Source organism: Streptomyces sp. NPDC003042 (genome assembly GCF_053591315.1).
Genome location: NZ_JBSFTP010000009.1, coordinates 18,356 through 36,668, shown reverse-complemented (window position 1 = coordinate 36,668; position 18,313 = coordinate 18,356). Strand labels below are relative to the sequence as shown.

At 70.9% G+C, this 18,313-nt stretch carries 18 protein-coding genes; 6 read left to right on the top strand and 12 right to left on the bottom strand.

Translation table 11 applies throughout. The annotated features are described in order from the left end of the window. Positions 1-26 precede the first annotated feature (26 nt). The 4 genes from ACWDYJ_RS07560 to ACWDYJ_RS07545 form a co-directional block, all read right to left on the bottom strand. On the bottom strand, positions 27-3,887 hold the full coding sequence (locus tag ACWDYJ_RS07560) for an ABC transporter ATP-binding protein (RefSeq protein WP_451564545.1): 3,861 nt from the start codon (positions 3,885-3,887) through the stop codon (positions 27-29). 86 nt (positions 3,888-3,973) lie between these two features. Continuing rightward, positions 3,974-4,396, bottom strand: a complete 423-nt coding sequence (locus tag ACWDYJ_RS07555) for a PIN domain-containing protein (protein WP_451564544.1) — start codon at positions 4,394-4,396, stop codon at positions 3,974-3,976. Beyond that, positions 4,393-4,602, bottom strand: coding sequence for a type II toxin-antitoxin system VapB family antitoxin (locus ACWDYJ_RS07550; RefSeq protein ID WP_451564543.1), 210 nt, complete (start codon positions 4,600-4,602; stop codon positions 4,393-4,395). The genes ACWDYJ_RS07555 and ACWDYJ_RS07550 overlap by 4 nt, the downstream gene beginning before the upstream one ends. A 62-nt stretch (positions 4,603-4,664) precedes the next feature. Then, positions 4,665-4,850, bottom strand: a complete 186-nt coding sequence (locus ACWDYJ_RS07545; protein ID WP_451564542.1) for a UTRA domain-containing protein — start codon at positions 4,848-4,850, stop codon at positions 4,665-4,667. Between the two features lie 111 nt (positions 4,851-4,961). On the opposite strand from ACWDYJ_RS07545, the gene ACWDYJ_RS07540 reads away from it, so the two are divergent. Further along, positions 4,962-5,345 carry a type II toxin-antitoxin system RelE/ParE family toxin gene (locus tag ACWDYJ_RS07540; protein WP_451564541.1) on the top strand — a complete coding sequence of 128 codons (384 nt, stop codon included), beginning with the start codon at positions 4,962-4,964 and terminating at the stop codon, positions 5,343-5,345. Further along, positions 5,345-5,689 carry a helix-turn-helix domain-containing protein gene (locus tag ACWDYJ_RS07535; RefSeq protein ID WP_451564540.1) on the top strand — a complete coding sequence of 115 codons (345 nt, stop codon included), beginning with the start codon at positions 5,345-5,347 and terminating at the stop codon, positions 5,687-5,689. Before ACWDYJ_RS07540 ends, ACWDYJ_RS07535 begins: the two co-directional genes overlap by 1 nt. 10 nt (positions 5,690-5,699) lie before the next feature. On the opposite strand, the gene ACWDYJ_RS07530 is transcribed toward ACWDYJ_RS07535, so the two are convergent. Beyond that, positions 5,700-6,464, bottom strand: a complete 765-nt coding sequence (locus ACWDYJ_RS07530; RefSeq protein ID WP_451564539.1) for a GntR family transcriptional regulator — start codon at positions 6,462-6,464, stop codon at positions 5,700-5,702. Positions 6,465-6,691: 227 nt separating this feature from the next. On the opposite strand from ACWDYJ_RS07530, the gene ACWDYJ_RS07525 reads away from it, so the two are divergent. Then, a complete protein-coding gene (locus ACWDYJ_RS07525; protein WP_451564642.1) occupies positions 6,692-7,030 on the top strand; it encodes an ATP-binding protein in 339 nt (112 codons plus the stop codon). Here the strand turns inward: ACWDYJ_RS07525 and ACWDYJ_RS07520 are convergent. From ACWDYJ_RS07520 to speB, 5 genes are all read right to left on the bottom strand, one after another. Then, the gene (locus ACWDYJ_RS07520) at positions 7,020-7,688 is read right to left on the bottom strand and encodes a hypothetical protein (RefSeq protein ID WP_451564538.1); all 669 of its coding nucleotides are present in this window, start codon (positions 7,686-7,688) and stop codon (positions 7,020-7,022) included. The genes ACWDYJ_RS07525 and ACWDYJ_RS07520 overlap by 11 nt on opposite strands. Beyond that, the gene (locus tag ACWDYJ_RS07515; protein ID WP_451564537.1) at positions 7,669-9,801 is read right to left on the bottom strand and encodes a hypothetical protein; all 2,133 of its coding nucleotides are present in this window, start codon (positions 9,799-9,801) and stop codon (positions 7,669-7,671) included. The genes ACWDYJ_RS07520 and ACWDYJ_RS07515 overlap by 20 nt, the downstream gene beginning before the upstream one ends. Before the next feature lie 35 nt (positions 9,802-9,836). Continuing rightward, complete coding sequence (locus ACWDYJ_RS07510; RefSeq protein ID WP_451564536.1) at positions 9,837-10,259, bottom strand: hypothetical protein; 423 nt, start codon at positions 10,257-10,259, stop codon at positions 9,837-9,839. A 64-nt stretch (positions 10,260-10,323) separates the two neighbouring features. Next, positions 10,324-11,991, bottom strand: a complete 1,668-nt coding sequence (locus ACWDYJ_RS07505; RefSeq protein ID WP_451564535.1) for a thiamine pyrophosphate-binding protein — start codon at positions 11,989-11,991, stop codon at positions 10,324-10,326. Between the two features lie 4 nt (positions 11,992-11,995). After that, positions 11,996-12,970: an agmatinase gene (speB, locus tag ACWDYJ_RS07500; protein ID WP_451564534.1), complete on the bottom strand. Its 975-nt coding sequence runs from the start codon at positions 12,968-12,970 to the stop codon at positions 11,996-11,998. 116 nt (positions 12,971-13,086) lie between these two features. Here speB and ACWDYJ_RS07495 point away from each other — a divergent pair, with 116 nt between their 5' ends. Genes ACWDYJ_RS07495 through tesB form a run of 3 tightly spaced genes read left to right on the top strand, consistent with a single transcriptional unit; the run spans position 13,087 to position 16,640 of the window. Then, entirely contained in the window at positions 13,087-14,520 is a 1,434-nt protein-coding gene (locus tag ACWDYJ_RS07495) for a PucR family transcriptional regulator (protein ID WP_451564641.1), read from the top strand. Positions 14,521-14,577: 57 nt separating this feature from the next. Then, positions 14,578-15,735 (top strand): acyl-CoA dehydrogenase family protein, encoded by a 1,158-nt coding sequence (locus ACWDYJ_RS07490; RefSeq protein WP_451564533.1) that lies wholly within the window; start codon positions 14,578-14,580, stop codon positions 15,733-15,735. A 26-nt stretch (positions 15,736-15,761) separates the two neighbouring features. Then, the gene (gene tesB, locus ACWDYJ_RS07485; protein WP_451564532.1) at positions 15,762-16,640 is read left to right on the top strand and encodes an acyl-CoA thioesterase II; all 879 of its coding nucleotides are present in this window, start codon (positions 15,762-15,764) and stop codon (positions 16,638-16,640) included. A gap of 130 nt (positions 16,641-16,770) precedes the next feature. Here tesB and ACWDYJ_RS07480 read toward each other — a convergent pair whose 3' ends face one another. Both ACWDYJ_RS07480 and ACWDYJ_RS07475 read right to left on the bottom strand, forming a co-directional pair. Next, on the bottom strand, positions 16,771-17,595 hold the full coding sequence (locus tag ACWDYJ_RS07480) for a phosphatase (protein WP_451564531.1): 825 nt from the start codon (positions 17,593-17,595) through the stop codon (positions 16,771-16,773). A 56-nt stretch (positions 17,596-17,651) separates the two neighbouring features. Beyond that, positions 17,652-18,230, bottom strand: coding sequence for an SACE_7040 family transcriptional regulator (locus tag ACWDYJ_RS07475; RefSeq protein WP_451564530.1), 579 nt, complete (start codon positions 18,228-18,230; stop codon positions 17,652-17,654). Positions 18,231-18,313: the final 83 nt, after the last annotated feature.

Below are 18,313 nucleotides of genomic sequence, written 5' to 3'. Positions count from 1 at the left end.
CCGCAGGGCCGTGGCCTGGGACCCGCCTAGGCCACGGCCCGCTCGTCCTCCCCGACGAAGGTCCGCCACAGCTCGGCGTACCGTCCGCCGCGCGCCAGGAGTTCGGCGTGCGTGCCGTCCTCCACGACCTGGCCGCGGTCCATGACCACGACGCGGTCGGCGCGGGCGGCGGTGGTCAGCCGGTGCGCCACGACCAGCGTGGTGCGCTTGCCCGCGAGCCGGTCGGTGGCGTGGTTGACCTGCGCCTCGGTGGCCAGGTCGAGTGCGGCGGTGGCCTCGTCGAGCAGCAGCACGTCCGGATCGACCAGCTCGGCGCGGGCCAGCGCGATCAGCTGGCGCTGCCCGGCCGAGAGGTTGCGGCCGCGCTCCGCGACGCCGGCCAGGTAGCCGCCGTCGAGGGTGGCGATCATGTCGTGGGCGCCGACCGCGCGGGCCGCCGCCTCCACCTCGGCGTCGCTCGCCTCGGGCCGCCCGTAGGCGATGGCGTCGCGGACCGTCCCCTGGAAGAGGTACGGCTCCTGGGGGACGACTCCCAGCCGGTGGCGGTACGCCGCCAGGTCGAGCTCCCGCAGGTCGGCGCCGTCGGCGGTGACCCGGCCGGAGGTCGGATCGTAGAACCGGGCCACCATCTTGACCAGCGTGGACTTTCCGGCCCCGGTCTCGCCGACGAAGGCGACGGTCTGGCCGGCGGGGATCCGCAGGCTGATTCCGGCCAGCGCCTCACCCTTCTCGCCGCGCTCCTCGGCGGTTCCGTACTGGAACCGCACGTCCTCGAAGGCGATCTCGCCGCGCAGCTGCTCCACCTCGCGGGGCCGCTCCGGCCTCGGGGTGGTGGTGGGCTCGCGCAGCAGGTCCTGGATCCGGCCGAGGGAGACGGTGGCCTGCTGGTAGCCGTCGAAGACCTGGGAGAGCTGCTGGACCGGCGCGAAGAACAGGTCGATGTAGAGCAGGTACGCCACCAGCGCGCCGGTGGTGAGGGTGCCGGCCCCCACCCGGCCCGCGCCGACGATCAGCACGGCCGCCGCCGCGCCCGAGGCCAGCAGCTGGACGAAGGGGAAGTAGACGGATATCAGCCACTGGCCGCGCACCCGGGCCTCGCGGTACGAGGCGCTGCGCTCGGCGAACCGGGCGGCGCCGGTGTGCTCACGGCGGAAGGCCTGGACGATGCGGAGTCCGGAGACGGACTCCTGGAGGTCGGCGTTGACCAGGCTGACCCGGTCGCGGGCGAGCTCGTAGGCGGCGACCGACTTGCGGCGGAAGACGATCGTGCCGATCACCAGCACCGGGAGGGTGGCGAAGACGATCAGCGCGAGCTGGAGGTCCAGCACGAGCAGGGCGATCAGGATCCCGAAGAAGGTGAAGACGGAGACGACGGCGGTGACCAGTCCGGTCTGCAGGAAGCTGGAGAGGGAGTCCACGTCCGTGGTCATCCGGGTCATGATCTTCCCGGTCAGCTCGCGCTCGTAGTAGTCGAGACCGAGGCGCTGGAGCTGGGCGAAGATCTTGACGCGCAGCGCGTACAGCACGCGCTCGCCGGTGCGTCCGGTCATCCGGATCTCGGCGAACTGGGCGGCCCACTGAGCGAGGACCACCATCAGCGCAAGGCCCGAGGCCGCCCAGACGGCGCCGAGGGCGGCCTGTTCGACACCCTGGTCGATGCCGTGCCGGATCAGGATGGGCAGGAGCAGCCCGGAGCCCGCGTCGAGGGCGACGAGGGCGAGGCTGATGGCCAGTGGCGCCCAGAAACCGCTGAGCAGCCGGCGCAGGCCGTAGCTCTCCTCGGCGGACGCGGCACGGGTCTCGTCCACGTCGGGTTCGTCGTCGGCGGGCGGCAGCGCGGCCACCTGCGCGAGCAGTTCGGGGGTGGCGGGCGTCCCGGCGACGGCCCCGGCCATGGAGTGCCCGGGGCCGGGCGCGCCCGAGGCGGCGGCGCCGGCCACGGCGGGGGCGGAGGCGGAGCCCTTGCCGTCCTCCTGGCGCCGCCAGAGCTCGGGAGTGACCCCGTCGCTGACCCGGCGCTTGGCGCTCACCTGCTCGGAGTCGATCTCTGCTTCCAGCTCCAGGTCGCGCTCGATGTCCCGCTCGACGTCCCGCTCGAACTCGGCCATCGCCGGTGCGTCGGGCGTACGCGGCGAGGCGGCCCCGAGGGCGTCGGGGTCCGTCAGCAGCCTGCGGTACAGGGCGGAGCGGCGCTCGAGCTCCTCGTGCGTTCCGATGTCGGCGAGCCGGCCCCGATCGAGTACGGCGATCCGGTCGGCGAGCGCGAGGGTGGAGCGGCGGTGGGCGATGAGGAGGGTGGTGCGGCCGGCCATGACGGCCCGCAGCGCCTCGTGGATCTCGTGCTCGACGCGTGCGTCCACGGCGGAGGTGGCGTCGTCGAGGAGCAGCAGCCGGGGGTCGGTGAGGATGGCGCGGGCGAGGGCGATGCGCTGGCGCTGGCCGCCGGAGAGGGTGAGCCCCTGTTCGCCGACCTTGGTGTCGTACCCGGCGGGGAGGGCTGCGATGAACCCCTCGGCCTGGGCGGCGCGGGCGGCGGCGCGGATCTCCTCCTCGCCGGCGTCGGGGCGCCCGTAGGCGATGTTCGCGCGGATGGTGTCGGAGAAGAGGAAGGAGTCCTCGGGCACGAGCCCGATGGCGTCGCGCAGGGAGTCGTACGTCAGCTCGCGCACGTCGTACCCGCCGACGCGGACGGTGCCGTGGTCGGCGTCGTAGAAGCGCGGGACGAGGAGGGAGACCGTGGACTTGCCGCTGCCGGAGGAGCCGACGAGGGCGATGGTCTCGCCCTCGGCGATGGAGAGGGAGAACCCGTCGAGGACGGGCCGCTCGGGGTCGTAGCCGAAGCGGACGTCCTCGAACCCGATGGTGGCGGGCGCGTCGGCGGGCAGTTCGTGCGTGCCCTCCTGGATCACCGGCTCGGTGTCGATCAGCTCGAAGACCCGCTCGACGCCGGCGCGGGCCTGCTGGCCGACGGTGAGCACCATCGCCAGCATGCGGACGGGGCCGACGAGCTGGGCGAGGTAGGTGGAGAAGGCGACGAAGGTACCGAGGGTGACCTGCCCCTTGGTCGCCATCCAGCCGCCGAGGGCCAGCATGGCGACCTGCCCGAGGGCCGGGACCGCCTGGAGGGCGGGGGTGTAGCGGGAGTTGAGCCGGATGCTCCGCATCCGCCCGGCGAACAGCCGGCGCCCGGCGGCGCGCAGCTTGCCGGTCTCCTGCTCCTCCTGCCCGAAGCCCTTGACGACGCGGACGCCGGTCACGGCCCCGTCGACGACGCCCGCGACGGCGCCGGCCTGGCTCTGCGCGTACCAGGTGGCGGGGAAGAGCTTCTTGCGGCTGCGCTTGGCGATGAACCACAGGGCGGGGGCCATCAGCAGCGCGACGAGCGTCAGCAGCGGCGACAGCCACAGCATGATCCCGAGGGATATCCCGAAGAGCAGGAAGTTCCCGATGGTCATCGGGAGCATGAAGAGCAGGCCCTGGATCAACTGGAGGTCACTGGTGGCCCGCCCGACCACCTGACCGGTGGACAGCTCGTCCTGCCGGCGCCCGTCGAGGCGGGCGATGCTCGCGAACATGTCGGTGCGCAGGTCGTGCTGGACGTCGAGGGCGAGCCGGCCGCCGTAGTACCTGCGTATGTACGTCAGTACGTACACGAGCAGGGCGGCGGCTATGAGCATCCCCGCCCAGGGAGCCATGTCCTTGGACTTCTCCCCGATGACGTCGTCGATGATCACCTTGGTGACCAGCGGCACGACCGCCATCACGGCCATGCCGGCCAGAGAGGACCCGAGCGCGAGCAGCACGTTGCGCCTGTACCGCCAGGTATAGGCGGCGAGCCGCCTGCCCCAGCCCTGTTTCTCCCCAGCCGCCGTCTCTGCCGCCGTCACGTGATGCCTCCCCGTTGGTCCTGCCCTGCCGCCTCCCCCAACGCGCCGACCGGCGGATTTCATCCCGCCGCCACAATCGAACAGCCTTACGCGGTACCTGGCGCTGCCACCCACTTCGTCGGCTGACCGGTGGTACGGGCGATGGTCTCGAAGTCGGTGTCGTAGTGGAGCAGGGTCAGCCCCGAGAGCTCGGCGGTCGCCGCGACGAGGAGATCGACCGGACCTGCGCTGCGGTGCTCTCCACGGTCAGTGAGCAACCGCTGCACGGAGCGGGCCCGGACATAGACGCTGTCCGGCATGGGGGTCCGGTTGAAGAGCCTCTCCAGGAGCTCTTCCTTCTTCAGACGATCAGCGAGAGAGCGGGCGGAGAAGAGGATCTCCAGTTCCGTCACCTCGCAGATGCCGACGACGCCCTCGGCCAAGTGGTCACTCCAGGACTTGCCGACATCCGCGTTCGTCATGATGCGGGCCACTGCGGACGTGTCGATCAAATAGGTCAGCGGGCTCATCGGCGGTAGTTGGCCTTGTCCAGGAGAATGCCGAAGTCGCCGCGCTTACCCATTTCCATGAGCTCTTCGAGAGCCTCAAGCCTCCGCCGACGGCGCGCGACCTCACGCAGGGCGGCGTTGACGGTGTCCTTCTTCGACTTCGTGCCCAGTATTGACGCCGCTTCGGCCAGGGCGTCGTCGTCGACTTCCACGTAGAGGTTGGACATCACATATATCTCCTAGGCTGACTTCATATGAAGCATATTGCCGAAGGGGGAGGACCACAGCGTTACGGGGCGTCGAACTCGTACTCCAGGACGTACGCGGAGGCGTCGAGGACCATCTCGTTGACCTCGACCACCCTGCCCTCGGCCGCGAAGGCGGTACGGACGATCGGCACGACCGGTGTCCCGGCAGCCAGCCCGAGCACACCGCCGACGGCCTCGGGCGCGGCCTCTTCGGCGACGCCCAGCAATTCGACGAGGGGTTACCGGTCCTCGGTGCCGGCAGTCAGGTCTTCACTCACACGAGGGATTCCTTCTAGTTCCCGGCCGCCATACACTGAAGCATCTATACGTTCCGATGCATGGACGAGCCATTCGACATCGAGATCGAGCCGGAGGTCCGGCTTTGGCTGATGAACCTCTCCGACGCTGACTACCTGGTCGCCGAGCACGTGGTGGGGCTGCTCCTGGGCAGCCCGACGACGCTTGGTGAACCGTATTCAAGGCACCTTGGCGACGGGGTGCGGGAGCTCCGATTCAACCTCGGCCGCGATCACACCGCCGTACGCATCTCGTACTGGCTCGCCCCCTGCCGACGAATTGTGTTGCTGACCGTCTTCCGGAAGACGAGACAGCGCGAGGATCGCGAGGTGGCCCGAGCCGTACTCGCCAAGCAACACTGCAAGGCCGAGCACGGGCCGGCAACGGATATCTACATGCGTGACATGAAGGACGGAGTCTCGTAATGGTCAGCCACGCACGATGGAAGCTCACCCGGGACAAGGCAATCGCCGAGGGGTTCTCCGAGAGCCCGGAGACCGTCAGGCGTCGCGAGGAGATCCGGCTCGCGTTCGAGCTGGGGCAGGCCGTGTACGACCGGCGGAGCCAGCTCGGGATCTCGCAGACCGAACTCGCGCGGCGGGCCGGGATGACGCAGCCGCAGGTGTCCAAGCTGGAGCTGGGCGGGACCGTACCGACCGTGCCACTGCTGGCGCGGCTCGCGCGGGCCATGGAGTCCGAGCTGAACCTCAAGCTCGTCGGTGAGACGTCCCTCGTCGTCTTTACCGCACAGGAACACGAAGCTGCCTGACCGCCCTTGGCTAGGAGGCGTCGAACTCGTACTCCAGGACGTACGCGGAGGCGTCGAGGACCATCTCGTTGACCTCGACCACCCTGCCCTCGGCCGCGAAGGCGGTACGGACGATCAGCACGACGGGAGTCCCGGCGGCCAACCCGAGCCGCGCGGCCTCGTCGGGAGTCGGCATCCGCGAGCGGACCTCCTCCCGGAACCGGACGGGCCCGACGCCCAGCTCGGCGAGCCGGGCGTAGATCCCGCCCGGGCCGCTGTCGGGCTCCGCGATGGGCGTGCCGGCCACGAGCGCGGCGTCGAGGTACGAGGTGGCCACCATGACCGGCTCCCCGTCGAGCAGGAACCTCCGGCGGCGCACGCAGGCGGGTGCGTCTGCCGCCAGCCCCAGCAGCGTGGAGACGGGGCCGGGCGCGGCCTCCTCCGCGACGCCGAGGAACTCGACCTCGGGGTCGTGCCCCTTCCCGTCCGCGCCCCAGATGGACCCACCGCTTCCCCACACCTCGACGGACAGCCTCTGGATCCCGCGCCGCCGGATACCGACCCGGAACTCCCGTACGAAGACCCCGGCGCCCTTTCGGGCTTCGGCCAGCCCTTCGGACTGGAGCACGCCCAGCGCCTGCCGGGCGGTCATCCGCGCGACCTCGTAGGTGCGCATGAGGTCGCTCTCGCCCGGCAGCCGGTCGCCGGGCCCGTACTCACCCGCCGCGATGGCGTCCTTCAGCTCGGCAGCCATCCGCTGGTACTTGGGCTGCCGTCGCGCAACGTTCTTCGACATCCGGTCCTCCCCGATCATCACCGACCAGCCTAGGGGTCTCGGCGGGGCCATGTCCGACCAACGCATGCCGACATCGAACATATCTAGATACCTCTTGACGGTCACTCAGAGTCGCGCTTCACTTACGGGAGGTATCTAGATAGGTGAGGCCCCATGACCATGCCCTCTGCCGATGAGATCTTCTTGCTGCTCCCCGCAGCCTCCACGCCCCGGGACGGGCCCGTGCACTGCTGCGCGAGCAGCTCGCCGAGTGGGAGGTGAACGAAGACCAGGCCGACACAGCCGAGCTGCTGCTCTCCGAGTTGGTCACCAACGCCGTCCGGCACGCACGCGCCCCGCAGGGGCGGGACATCGGGATCCGGATCGCCCGTTACGACGAGGTACTGCGGGTGGAGGTCGCCGACGCCGGCCCCGCCGTCAAGCTCACGCCACTGGTCGTGGCGGAGTGGGACGAGCGGGGCCGGGGGCTCGCGATCGTGGCGGCCTTGGCCGAGCGGTGGGGCTGCTGCCCTCGCCGGCACGGCATCGGCAAGGCGGTCTGGGCCGAAGTACCCGTCAGGGGGTAGGGCGCGGCTTCACCACGGGGGGCTTCTCCAGCGGCTTGTTCTCGCAGCCGAGGGCCTCCGTGACGCGACGGGCCATGAGGTAGGTGAGGGTCATACGCCGGGCTTTGGTCGCCTGGTCCACGTCCGGCCGGGACGGGCTGAACCTGTACGTGGTGTCCGCTGTGAGCCACACCTTCTGCGACTGCGCCCCGAGCTCACCGGGCAGGTCGCACGGGACGAGCAGCGTCGAGCTGCTGCTTCGCGCTACACCGCGCGCACCGTTCAATTCGTAGGACACGTCGTTGGGGAAAGAGGGCAGTTCGGAGGTCCGAAGAAACCACCCGGCCAGGAAGGTCACACCGGAGTCACCCTGCTCTCCACCCACGCTGTATCCGCATGCGTTCGTGTAGAACATGTCCCTCTTGGGCATGTTCGGCAGCGCGCGCTCCATCTTGTCCACCAAGACGCTCGTGCTGCCGTAGGCCTTCGTCGCGAAGTCCTCTTTCCCGAGGACCTCGCGCACCAGCGATTCCTCCTCCGAGGACGGACTGATCCCGCAGGGGTCCGCGGACTTCGACGCGGAATCGTCCGAGGTGCACGATGCCAGGGTCACTACGCAGAGGAGCGCGAGCGCCGACCCTGCAAAAGCCTTCCGCACGTCAGGGCCGAAGGTGCGCACGGGCAGCCTCCCGCCCGCTCGTGTAGGCCACGCCCGCTGCGTTCTGAGCGTGTTCGGCCTCCGGGTCGCCGCCGTCCGACTGCCGCTGGTCCCTCCATGCGTCGAACAGCTTGTTGGTCCCGTCCATGCCCGCCGAGTAGTTATCGCTGGACTCCTTCTTGCTCAGTTCCTCGGCCGCGTCCTTGACACCCTCGACCCAGTCGTACTTGGCCGCGTCCATCAGCGAGCCACCTACCGTGCCCACCACCGGGATCTCGCCGATGAGCCCGTTCACGCTCGCGGCCGTGTACTCGGCCGTACCCTCGGCCCACTTGACCTTGTCGTCTTCCTTGTCCTTGTAGACGTCGGCGCCGATTCCGTTGAGGGCCCCGGATGCCGCTCCGATGTCGTGCGCACGGTTGTCCCAGTCGATACTGGCCTCGTGCGGAGATCCGGCCTTGTACGGCACGGCAGTCGCGAGCTGTTCCGCCGAATAGGCCCGCTCCGCCTGGACCATCAGGCCGTAGGACGGGCCGTCGTCCGCGATGCCGCGCATCACACGGATCAGACTGCCCTGTCCGACCGCGATCTGGGCCTTGTCACCCGAACCGTAGATGGAGTCGCTGCCAGCGTGACCGCCCAGATCGGTGTTCTTACCGCCGAGGATCTCGTGGGTGTCGGCCACGTAGTCCACCAGGGCCCTCGCCATCGGCTCGCGCAGGCCCTCCAGGTCCTCCTTGAACTTGTCGCCCTTCATGTCGCCGTCGAGCAGCTGGATCGCCTCGTGCATCACGCGCGCCTGGCCCTCGGTGTGGGGTCCCGGCGGGCCCAGCTTCTCGCCGTCCACGAGGCCCGTGGCCGCCGCCTGGATGGCCGCGCCCAGGCCTGCCGTCTTGTCGCCCTTTACGTCGATCGGCTGGCCGACGCCCGCCGAGAAGTAGGGGTCGGGCATATCCCGGTCGTCGAGCATGTACTTCAGGTGCTCGTTCTTGTTGCCGGGCGCCTCGGGGTCGAGGAAGTACGTCGCCGAGTCCGGGTCCTTGGCCATGATGCCCAGCAGGCCGTCCAGCGGATCGGAGACCAGGTTCGGGCGCTGGGAGTCCCAGGCGTGGTCGTACATGTGCGGCTTCGACTTCTCGGCCGCGATCATGCCGTCGCCGATGTCGTTGAGGAACTGCTTGCCGTAGCCGTCACCGTTAGACATGAGGGTGACCAGCGCCTGGTAGCCGTGCGTCGGCCGCAGGCCCTTGGCGACGAGCTCCGGTCCCTGTTCCTTGAGCCCGTTGACGAAGGGCTTGTAGGCGTAGCTGTCCGGGTCCTTGGTGCCCGAGGCGATCGTCCCCGCGAGGCCGGAGTTGATCGACTCGTAGAGCTTCTTGTCGGCGGCCGACACACCGCGGTCGTTGGACGCGAGGTTCATCTGGTCCGCCAGCAGCAGGGTGTCCTTCGCGCCCAGCGAGTTCAGGTACGCCTCGCTGAAGTGCTTGTCCGTGGAGTTCTGCTTGAGGAGGTCGTTGTAGTGCGCCAGCTCCTCCGGGGAGGCCTTGCCCGAACGGATCTTGTGGGTGAGGGCCAGCGCCTCCACGGCCTCGACATCGTTGACCGGCTTGGAGTTGAAGCCGAACATCGAGGTGCCGTCCGCCCCCGAGGCGTTCAACAGGGCCGTTTTGACGTCCGCGTCGAACTCCGTGACGGCCTTCACCGTGTCCGCGATCCGCTGCGTCCAGGAGCGCTCGACCTCCGGGAGGTCGGGATCGTGCCGCGCCGCGTTCGCCGTGGCCGCGTCGGCCTTGCTGAAGTCGTAGCTCGCGATGCCGGCGTCCGAGACCTTCATACCGGCCTTGACGGCGTCAGCGACGGCGGACGTGACCCGGCCCTTCAGCTCCGTGAACCGGGCGAAGGCGTCACGGAGCAGCGACTCCATGGCCAGCGCCTCCGTCTGGGCCGCGTCGAACTCGTTGCGGGTGATGGTGGAGTTGGTGGCGGACACGTTCGCGCTGCTGCCCAGCCAGCCGTTGCCCGTGGAGACGCTCTGGACTTCCTTCTCGTACACGTCCTCAAGCGTCTTGAACTGCGTCGCCATGGACTTCCAGCCCTCGGCGGCCGTGGTGAGCGCGGACAGGTCCGTGGTCATGACCTCGTGGTAATTCGGCACGTCTCCCCGCTCCCCTAAAGTCCCGCGACCCTGGACTGCACCGGCTGGAAGCTCTGGCCCGTCAGCTGGTCGTTTCCGGTGAACAGGTTCGAGGCCCCGCGCAGGGCCGTCTTCTCCGAGTTCAGCCGTCCCATCAGGCGTTTCACCTGGTCGTCCCAGTGCGTGTGCGCCTTCGTCAGACCGGCCGCCGTCTCCCAGCCGCTGAAGGCCTTGACGGCGTTCTTGGTGGGTTCGTCGGCCGCGTCCGCGGCCTTCGTCGTGCCGGGCTGCAGGACGTTCTCGATGGTGTTGGCCGCCTTCTTCTTCGCCGGCGGGGCCGTCGCCAGAACTCCCTGCCCGCCTCCCTGATCGGCGGGCAACTGGTTCAGTCGCATCTGCGGCGACGGGGTTCCGGCCGTGGCCTGCTTCTGCTGGGCCCATTCCTGCTCGAACGACACTGCTCCCCCTCGGACTCCACCCCGGACCTGATCACAGCCACCCTAACGAGCCACGTTCCTGTCCCTAAACGTGCGTTGGGGCGAACATGTGAAGGTTGGCCGCGAGTACCAGCACGGAGGGGCCCGGCTCGGCCAGGGACTTGGCGAGGTCCTCGCGGAGGGTGGCCGGGGTCGTGCGGGTCGCCGGGACCGCGAAGGATTCCGCCAGGGCGACGAAGTCCGGGCCGGTGAGGTCCGTACCCGTCGCGCAGCCGTACTCGCGCAGGATGCCGTAGCCCCCGTCGTCCACGATCAGCCAGGTGACGTCGAGGTCGTGCTGCTTCGCGGTGGCCAGCTCGGCGATCGAGTACATCGCGCCGCCGTCGCCGGAGACGGCCAGCACCGGGGTGCCCGGCTCCGCGACGCAGGCGCCCAGCGCCGCCGGGAAGGCGTAGCCGAGGCCGCCCGCGCCCTGGGCCGAGTGCATGGTGTTCGGGTGCTTCGCGTCGAAGGCGGACCAGGCCCAGTAGCCGAGGATCGTCATGTCCCAGAAGGACGGCGAGCGGGGCGGCAGGGCCTGGCGGATCGAGGTCAGGAGCTGCTGCTCCAGGGAAACGTCCTGGGACGACAGGCGGCCCGCGATCTCCGACAGGACCATCCGGACCCGCTCCGCCGCGTTCGCGTCCTCGCGCGCGGACACCGTTTCGAGGAGGGCCTGGAGGGCGAGGCGGGCGTCCGCGTGGATGCCCAGTCCCGCGTGGTTCGACTCCAGCTTGCCGAGGTCGGCCTCGATCTGGATGACCCGGCCCTCGGGGAAGAAGGTGTGGTAATTCGAGGACAGCTCGCCCAGGCCGGAGCCGACGACCAGCACGACGTCGGCGTCCTCCAGGAAGTCCGTCATGTGACGGTCCTCCAGCCAGGACTGGAGGGACAGCGGGTGCGTCCAGGGGAAGGCACCCTTGCCCCCGAAGGTGGTGACCACCGGGGCGTTGAGGCGCTCCGCCAGCTGCTTCAGCTTGCCCGCCGCGTCCGAGCGGATGACCCCGCCGCCCGCGATGACCACCGGGCGGGCGGCGTTCTCCAGCCAGTGGGCGGCGAGGGCGGTCAGTTCCGGGCGCGGCGCGAGTTCGTGCGGGGTCGCGTCCACACCCGTGACCTGGGGGATCAGGGTTTCGGCCCGCAGGACGTCCTCCGGGATCTCCACCCACACCGGGCCGTGCGGTGCCGTGAGGGCCGACTCCCAGGCCTCGGCCACGACCGACGGGATCTGGGAGGGCGTACGGGCCACGTGGACCGACTTCACCACGTCCCGGAAGGACGCCGACTGGTCCCGCAGCTCGTGCAGGTACCCGCGCCGTCCCCCGCCCAGGCCCGCGACCGGCACCTGGGAGGAGATGGCCAGGACCGGCGCCGAGGCCGCCGCCGCTTCCGCCAGGGCCGGCAGCGCCATCAGCGCGCCCGGCCCGGTGGACAGGAGCAGCGGGACCGCCTCGCCCGTGATCCGGCCGTACGCGTCCGCCGCGAAGCCCGCGTTGTTCTCCGTACGCAGGCCCACGAACCGCAGGTCCGAGCGGCCCACCGCGTCGAACAGCCCCAGTGCGTGCTGGCCCGGCAGCCCGAAGACGGTGGTCGCGCCGAGCGAACGCAGCGTCTCCACGACCAGGTCCCCGCCCGTCCGGCCCGGCGGCGGCGCCAGGGCAGCGGCCGTCTGGGCCTCGGTGGGACGGAGTACCAGGTCGTGGTCGTGCGTCACGCGCTCAGTTGCCCTTCGGGTTCGCCCTCGCCGCCGAGATCTGGCGGCTCATGATCGTGGTCAGCTCGTACGCGGTGTGCGACGCCGCGACCGAGGTGATCTCCGCGTGATCGTACGCCGGGGCCACCTCCACCACGTCGGCGGAAACGAGGTTGCAGGACGACAGCCCCCGGATGATCTCCAGCAGCTCGCGGGAGGTCATGCCGCCCGCCTCCGGCGTGCCGGTGCCGGGCGCGTGCGCCGGGTCCAGTACGTCGATGTCGATCGAGATGTAGAGGGGACGGTCACCGATGCGCTGGCGCAGCTGGTCGGCCACCTCGTCGGCGCCACGGCGGTAGACGTCCGCCGAGGTGACGATGCCGAAGCCCATCTTGGCGTCGTCGTCCAGGTCCTGCTTGCCGTACAGCGGGCCGCGCGTACCGACGTGCGACAGCGCCTCGGTGTCGAGGATGCCCTCCTCGACGGCACGGCGGAAGGGAGTGCCGTGCGTGTACTCGGCGCCGAAGTAGGTGTCCCAGGTGTCCAGGTGCGCGTCGAAGTGGAGCAGCGCGACCGGGCCGTGCTTCTTCGCCACCGAGCGCAGCAGCGGCAGGGCGATGGTGTGGTCGCCGCCGAGGGTCATCAGGCGGGACCCGGCACCGAGCAGCTCGTCCGCCGCGGCCTCGACCGTCTCGACGGCCTCGTTGATGTTGAAGGGGTTCACGGCGATGTCGCCGGCGTCCGCGACCTGCGCGAGGGCGAAGGGGGAGGCGTCCTGGGCCGGGTTGTACGGGCGCAGCAGGCGCGAGGCCTCGCGGATGGCGTTGCCGCCGAAGCGGGCGCCGGGGCGGTACGAGACGCCGGAGTCGAAGGGGACGCCGACGACGGCGACGTCGGCGGAGCCGACCTCGTCGAGGCGCGGCAGCCGGGCGAAGGTCGCGGGGCCCGCGTAGCGCGGGATGCGGGAGGAGTCGACGGGTCCGCGCGGCTGCGTGCTCATGAGGGGTGCCCTTCCGGAGGTCCTGCGGGTGCGGTGCTTCGAGCGTAAGGCGACACTCCACGGCCGCGAAGTGTACGTTCTATCCATCCAGCATCCTCGATGTGTACGGAGTATCCATGGAGGCCCCGCCCACCGCACCGGTCCCCCTCGGCGCACTGCTCGCCGACCGGGACCTCGGGCTGCGGCTCCTCGCGGGGCCCGCCGAGGCCGATGTGCACGGGGTGCACGCCTCCGAGATGGCGGACCCCTCCCCTTACCTGCTCGGCGGGGAGCTGCTGCTGACCGCCGGCGCGGAGCTCGGGGCCGACCCGGAGCTGGCGGCTCCGGATACATACGTGGCCCGGCTCGTCGAGGCGGGTGCGGCGGCGCTCGGGTTCGGCGTGGCGCCGGTGCACGAGGAGGTGCCGCCCGCGCTGGCTGCCGCGTGCGCGCGGTACGGGCTGCCGCTGCTGGAGGTCCCGCCGCACACCCCGTTCACAGCGGTGGCCCGGGCCGTCTGGCGGCTGATGGCGCAGGCCCGTACGCGCGAGCTGCGCCGGGTCACCGAGGCCCAGCAGTCCCTCGCCGCCGCGGCCGCCCGCCCCGATCCGGTCCCGGCGGTGCTGCGCCGCCTCGCGGCGAGCCTGGGCGGCTGGGCGGCGCTGCTCGCACCGGCCGAAGCCGCGGCCGACGACCAGGTCGGCTCCACCACCGCGCAAGCCGCCGGACCCGCGCCCGCCGAATCCGTCCTCGCCGCGGTCGCCGGACTGGCCCGGCGGGTCGCTCCCGGTGGCGCGGCGACCGCCACCGACACCCTGGACGGCACGCACCTGGCCGCCTACGCCATGGGCGGCGGCCAGGCCCTCGCCCTCGCCACCCCGTCCCGCGCCCCGGGCGACCACACGATCGCCTCGGTCGCCGCCGTCCTGCTGACCCTGCTCACCGCGTCCCGCCCCGCCGGGGACGAGGCCGCCGCCCTGACCCGGCTGCTCCTCGGCGGCTCCCCCGCCGACGCCCTCGCCCGGGGCCCCTGGCACGTGGTCCACGCCCGCGGTGCCGGCGACCCGCAGGCCCTGGCGGCCGCGCTGGGCACCGTACTGCTGGACCGGCGCGGGAACGACGTACGCCTGGTGACCGACCGGGATCCCGCCCCGCAGCCCGGATGGCACCTCGGGGTCAGTTCCCCGGCCGCGCCCGCGGAGCTGCGTACGGCCGACGCCGAGGCGGCCCGCGCGCTGCACCGGGCGGAGGCGGCCCGCACCCCGCTGGTCCGGCACACCGACGGAGGCCTGGACACCCTCGTCGACCCGGCGCGGGCCCGCGCCCATGCCGCATCCCTGCTCGCCCCGCTGACCGAGACGCAGGCGCACACCCTGCGCGCCTGGCTGGCCCACCACGGCAGCTGGGACCGCACGGCCACCGCCCTCGCCGTCCACCGCAACACGGTCCGCCAGCGCATCGCCCGCTGCGCCGCCCTGCTGTCCGCCGACCTCGACGACCCGGACGTCCGGATGGAGATGTGGTTCGCACTACGAACCCTGGACAGGAGAGACAACCCGCCGGTAACTTAATTGAGCAAGCGCTTAGCCAAGTGCGGCGTACTGCCGCGACGGAAGGGAGTCGGCCCAGTGCGCCGTACCGTTTTTGACGAGGACCACGAGGCGTTCCGCGAGACCATCCGCGCCTTCATCGAGGCCGAGGTCGTCCCCGTCTACGACGAGTGGTTCCAGGCCGGACAGGCGCCTCGCGACTTCTACTACAAGCTCGGCGAGCTGGGCGTCTTCGGGATCAACGTGCCCGAGGAGTTCGGCGGCGCGGGCCTGGACACGCACAAGTTCGAAGCCGTGCTCTACGAAGAGACCTCGCGCGCGGGTGTGAACTTCGGCGGCTCCGGCGTGCACGTGCTGCTGGCCCTGCCGTACCTCAAGATGCTCGGCACCGACGAGCAGAAGAAGCGCTACCTGCCGAAGTTCGTCTCCGGTGAGGAGATGTGGGCCCTGGCGATGACCGAGCCGGGCACCGGCTCCGACGTCGCGGGCATGAAGACCACCGCCAAACTCTCCGAGGACGGCACGCACTACGTCCTCAACGGCTCCAAGACCTTCATCACCGGTGGCGTCCACGCCGACCGCGTGATCGTCTGCGCCCGCACCTCCTCCCCCCGCGAGGACGACCGCCGCTTCGGCATCTCCCTCTTCGCGGTGGACACCAAGTCCGAGGGCTACTCCATCGGCCGCAAGCTGGACAAGCTGGGCCTGCGCACCTCCGACACCGCCGAGCTGGCGTTCGTCGACGTGAAGGTGCCGGTCGAGGACCTGCTCGGCGAGGAGAACAAGGGCTTCTACTACCTCGGCGCGAACCTGCCCTCCGAGCGCTGGGGCATCGCCTTCGGCGCGTACGCGCAGGCCAAGGCCGCCGTCCGGTTCGCCCAGCAGTACGTGACGGACCGCACCGTCTTCGGCAAGCCGGTCGCGCACTTCCAGAACACCAAGTTCGAACTGGCCTCCTGCCAGGCCGAGGTGGACGCCGCCGAGGCCGTCGCCGACCGCGCGCTGGAAGCCTTGGACGCCGGTGAGCTGACGGCGGCCGAGGCCGCGTCCGCGAAGCTGTTCTGCACCGAGGTCGCGCACCGCGTCATCGACAAGTGCCTCCAGCTGCACGGCGGTTACGGCTACATGAACGAGTACCCGATCGCCCGCCTGTACGCCGACAACCGCGTCAACCGCATCTACGGCGGCACGAGCGAGGTCATGAAGTCCATCATCGCCAAGTCCATGGGTCTGTAAGGACTTCGGGCATCTGGCCTTCCCCCATGAACGAGGCACTGACGACGCTCCTCGATCTGCTCGACCTCGAGCAGATCGAGGAGAACATCTTCCGCGGTACCAGCCGCTCGGCGCTGGTACCGCGCGTCTTCGGCGGTCAGGTCGCGGCCCAGGCGCTGGTCGCGGCCGGGCGTACCGTGCCCGAGGACCGCGTCGCGCACTCGCTGCACTCGTACTTCCTGCGCGCCGGCGACGCGGGCGCGCCCATCGTCTACTCGGTCGACCGGATCCGCGACGGGCGCTCCTTCACCACGCGCCGCGTCGTCGCCGTCCAGCACGGGCAGCCGATCTTCCACCTCTCGGCGTCCTTCCAGACGTACGAGGAAGGCCTCGACCACCAGGTCACCATGCCCGAGGCGCCGGACCCGGAGACCCTGCCGACGGCCGCCGAGTCACTGCCCGCCTACCGGGAGATCTTCCGCGACCCGGACACGGTGGAGCGGCTGATCGACGCGCGCGCCGCGGTGGACCTGCGGTACGCGACGACCCCGCCGTGGGGCAGCGTCGGCGAGCCGGTGGAGCCGCGCTCGCAGGTGTGGTTCCGTACGGCCGGCAAGCTCGACAGCGCCGATCCACTGCTGCACACCTGCCTGGCCACGTACGTCTCGGACATGACCCTGCTCGACTCGGTACTGCTCGCGCACGGCCGGGGCGGCTGGGCGGTCGGCGACGTGGTCGGCGCCTCGCTGGACCACGCGATGTGGTTCCACCGCCCCTTCCGCGCCGACGAGTGGCTCCTGTACGACCAGGAGTCCCCCTCGGCGGCGGCCGGCCGGGGCCTCGGCCAGGCGAGGATCTGGACCCAGGACGGGCGGCTCGCCGTGACCGTCATCCAGGAGGGCGTGGTCCGCGTCCCCCGCGCGTAGCCGGGCCCTGCCCGGACCCGCGCCTCAAACGTCGGCAAATCCAGCCCCGCCAGGGGGTATCCCCGGACGGAGTCTGGGGGGGTTTGAGGCGCGGGGCCCGGGGCAGCGCCCCGGCTACGGCGCCGCAGGGCTACGCGTTCCCCAGCCCCGCCGCGTCCAGCAGGTACGCCACCAGCGGGTCGTAGTGGCGGGGGTCGCGGACGTGGTCGTCCAGGGGGACCGCCACCTGGAGGGTGCCCTCGGCCTCGGCCAGGAACAGCGCCGGGTCGTTGCAGTCGGCGTAGCCCACCGCGTCCAGGCCGCGCTGCGCCGCGCAACCCGCCCAGCCGTGGTCGGCGACGACCAGGTCCGGCTGCGGGCGGCGCGTGAGCGCGAGCCCGTCCAGGATCGCGGCCATCGGCGCCGGGGAGTGGGTGTGCCACAGCGTCGCCCCGCGTTCCTGCACGGCGACGTCCGCGAACTGCCACACCGAGCCCTCGTCCGCGATCAGGCCCTGGGGGATCACCACGATCTCGCAGCCCGCCGCCCGCAGCGCGGCGGCCGTGGCGCGGTGGACGTCCAGCAGTCCCCCCGGGTGGCCGGTGGCGAACAGCACGCTCTGCCGGTCCAGCGCCGCCTTCCGTAGGCGCGCCGCCATCCGGTCCAGGCCGGAGACGGTCAGCTCCGGGTCGATGGTGTCCTGCCCGAAGCGGTACGCCGGGTCGTCCACGACACCGCAGCGCTCGGCCATGACGGCCAGTACGTCCTGCTCGTCCGTCCAGCGGTCGCCCAGTTCCAGGCCGAGCCAGTAGTGGCGGTCACCGTTGGCGAGCTTGCGGTAGTGGCTCAGGTTGTTCTCGCGCGGGGTCGCCACCTCCCCCGCGATCCGCGTACGGACCAGATGTTCGACGAGTTCGGCGCGGCTGGGTACGGACGGTACGAGCGGTACGGACGTCTCTATCGGCATGCGGCCCATTCTGCCGCCGCCCGGCCGGAGCCGTCCCGTCCGTCCCGACCGGCGGACGCCCCACCTCACCCCGACAGCGCCCCGAAAGCCCCGTCCGCCAGCCGCCGCAGCAGCGACTCCGTCGCGTCCCTGCCCAGCGCCGCGAGGTGCGGGGTGGAGTTCAGCAGGCCGAAGACGGCGTGGACGCAGACCCGTACCTCCGCCTCGCCCACCTGGGGGTGCAGTTCCCGTACGACGCCCACCCACAGTTCCACGTACTGCCGCTGGAGCTGCCGTACGAGCTTGCGGTCGGCGTCCCGCAGGCGGTCCAGCTCCCGGTCGTGGAGGGTGATCAGCGCCCGGTCGTTCAGCGCGAAGTCGATGTGTCCCTCGACGAGGGATCCCAGCACGTCCGCCGGACCCCCGGCCGCTTCCTCGACACGCCGGCGCCCACCCGTCAGCAGCCGCTCGCTGATGCCGACCAGCAGTTCGGCGAGCATGGCGTCCTTGCCCGCGAAATGCCGGTACAGGCCGGGGCCGCTGATGCCGACCGCGGCCCCTATCTCGTCCACGCCCACGCCGTGGAATCCGCGCGCCGCGAAGAGCCGGGCGGCCTCACTGAGGATCTGCTCGCGACGGGTGGGTGCGGCGGCTCTGGTGCTCATGGGAATCCATTCTAGACAGGGCCGTTAGCGCTCGTTAACCTAAGTCCCACATGCGTTAACGCTCACTAACACAGCATGCCCCG